1 protein-coding gene and 1 pseudogene are annotated in these 2,780 nt (G+C 70.8%); both read right to left on the reverse strand.

The window, feature by feature from the left end; genetic code table 11:
- A partial coding sequence (locus tag NBG84_RS31665) for an SDR family NAD(P)-dependent oxidoreductase (protein ID WP_345780621.1) occupies positions 1-2,504 on the reverse strand: 2,504 nt, incomplete at its 3' end.
- 126 nt (positions 2,505-2,630) lie between these two features.
- A pseudogene (locus NBG84_RS41390) lies at positions 2,631-2,777 on the reverse strand (hypothetical protein); the annotation flags it as partial.
- Positions 2,778-2,780: the final 3 nt, after the last annotated feature.

Consider the following 2,780-nt stretch of genomic DNA (forward strand, 5'->3'; position numbering starts at 1 on the left):
AGAAAGACACTCGCCGCCGCATAATTCCCCTGACCCGCACTCCCCACAACACCCGCAAACGACGAGAACACAACAAACTCAGCAAGACCCAACCCACGAGTCAACTCATGCAAATACCACGCAGCATCAACCTTCGGACGAAACACACTCTCAACCCGCTCGGGGGTAAGTGTGGTGACCAGACCGTCGTCCAGCGCACCCGCCAAGTGCATGACCGCGGTCAGTGGGTGCTCGGCAGGTATCCCCTCCAGGAGTCCCGACAGCGCCTCGCGGTCGGAGACGTCACACGCCACCGCCGTGGCCGTCGCGCCGAGCGCTGCCAGCCGCTCCACCAGTTCCTCGGCCCCGTCGGCTTCGGGGCCGCGTCGGCTGACCAGCAGCAGCCGCCGTACTCCGTACTCGGTCGCCAGGTGCTGGGCGAGCAGCCCGCCCAGCGTGCCCGTGCCCCCAGTGATCAGGACCGTGCCCTCCGCGTCCCAGGGCTGCGGGATGGTGAGGACGAGCTTGCCAATGTGTTTGGCCTGGCTCATGAAGCGGAAGGCCTCGACCGCCCGGCGGATGTCGTAGGGGCGGACGGGCAACGGCTGGAGGGTCCCGGCCTCAAACAACCCCACCAGCTCGGCCAGCATCTCGGCCACCCGGTCCGGACCGGCCTCCATCAGGTCGAACGCCCGGTAGCGCACGCCCGCGTGCCGCTCGGCAACCCGCTCCGGGTCGCGGACGTCGGTCTTGCCCATCTCGACGAAGCGCCCCCCACGTGGCAGCAGCCGCAGCGACGCGTCCACGAGCTCACCGCTGAGCGAGTCAAGTACGACGTCCATGCCCCGGCCCTCGGTAGCGGCGGCGAACCGCCGCTCGAACTCAGCCGTACGAGACGACGCGATGTGCTGATCGTCCAGCCCGGCGGTACGCAGCGCGTCCCACTTGCCCTCGCTGGCGGTGCCGTAGACCTCGGCGCCCAGATGGCGCCCGAGTTGCACGGCGGCCATGCCCACGCCACCGGCGGCGGAATGGACGAGGACCTTCTCGCCCGCCTGGAGCCCGGCGAGGTCCACCAAGGCGTACATCGCGGTCAGGAACGCCGTGGTCACAGAGGCTGCCTGCTCAAAGGTCCAGCCGTCGGGGACGGGGGCCACGAGGCGGTGGTCCACGACCGCCACCGGGCCGAAGGAGCCGGGGATCAAACCCATCACCCGGTCGCCGACCGCCAGGCTCTCGACGCCCGGCCCGACCTCGACGACGGTGCCCGCGCCCTCGATGCCCATGGACGCCTCGTCCGGGTACATGCCCAGGGCGATGAGCACGTCCCGGAAGTTGAGACCGGCCGCCCGCACCGCGACCCGGACCTGATGCGGCAGCAACGGCTCCGCCGCCTCAGGGGCCGCCACCAGAGACAGCGCGTCCAAAGTCCCGCGGCTGGTCACGTCAAGGCGCCACTCCGCCTCCCCCTCCGGAGCCGTCAGCGCACCCGCGGCCCGAACGAGCCGCGGCACCAGAACCTCTCCTCCACGCACCGCGAACTGCGGCTCGCCGCAGGCGAGTGCGGCAGGCAGGGCCCGGAGGGAACTCTCGTCCTCATCCACATCGACAAGAACGAATCGGCCCGGGTTCTCCGTCTGCGCCGTACGCAACAGACCCCACACCGGCGCCAAGGCGAGATCCGGCCGCTCCGCACCACCGACCGCCACCGCACCACGAGTGACCATCACCAGCCGTGTGTCGGCGAACTGCTCGTCGGCCAGCCACGACTGCACCAGGGACAGCGCCTTGTGCAGCTCGCTGCGAGCGGCCGCGGGACCGCCGAAGGGGGCGTCTTCGCCGGGCAGGGCGCAAGCCAGGACGAGTTCGGGTTGGGCGCCGGAGCGGGTGTCTCCCGAGGCGGCGGTGGTGTCGAACTCGGCGCTGAGCATGGACAGGTCCGCGTACCGCCGCATCCGTGCGGTGTCCAGAGCGGTGCTCAGGCCGAGTACGTCGTCACCGACCAGCGCCCATCGACCCACCGGGGCTGCGTCGGCGTCCGGTACCGCCCGGCTCACCCATTCGGTGCGGAACAGCGAATCGTGGTGCACGTCCCGTGTCCCGGCCAGTTTCCCGGGGTCAACGGGGCGCATCGCCAGCGAACCGATCGAGGCGACCAGCGCGCCCTCGGTGTCGGCGACCTCCACTACCAAGGCGTCATGGCCCGCCGGGGCGAGCCGCACCCGCACATGCGTCGCCCCGGTCGCGTGCAGCCGCACTTCGGACCACACGAACGGCAGCCTCGGCGACTCTTCGTGCTGCCCGGCCTCGGGGGCCGGGATGAGCGCGGCGTGCAGGGCCGCGTCCAGCAGCGCGGGATCGATGCCGAACGCGGCCACACCCGCAAGCCGCTCCTCGGGCAGCGCGACCTCGGCATATACCTCCTGTCCCCGCCTCCACACCGCCCGCAGTCCCTGGAACGCGGGGCCGTACTCGTAGCCGAGGGCAGCCAGTGACGGGTACAACCCGTCGGTTTCCACCAGCATCGCACCGGTCGGGGGCCACACCCGCGGATCCCACGATGACTGCGTCGAACCACCCAGGGCGAGCGAACCCGTGGCATGGCACGTCCACGGCAGGCCCGCCCCCTTCCTGTCGGGCCGGGAGTGGATGGTCACCGAACGGCGGCCAGCGTCGTCAACCGCCCCTACCTCGACCCGCAGCTGCACACCGCCGGTCCCGGGCAGGACCAGCGGAGCCTGGAGGGTCAACTCCTCAAGGCAGTCGACCCCCACCTCGTCACCCGCGCGAAGAGCCATCTC

Source organism: Streptomyces albipurpureus, assembly GCF_023701525.1.
GTDB classification, from domain to species: Bacteria; Actinomycetota; Actinomycetes; order Streptomycetales; family Streptomycetaceae; genus Streptomyces; species Streptomyces albipurpureus.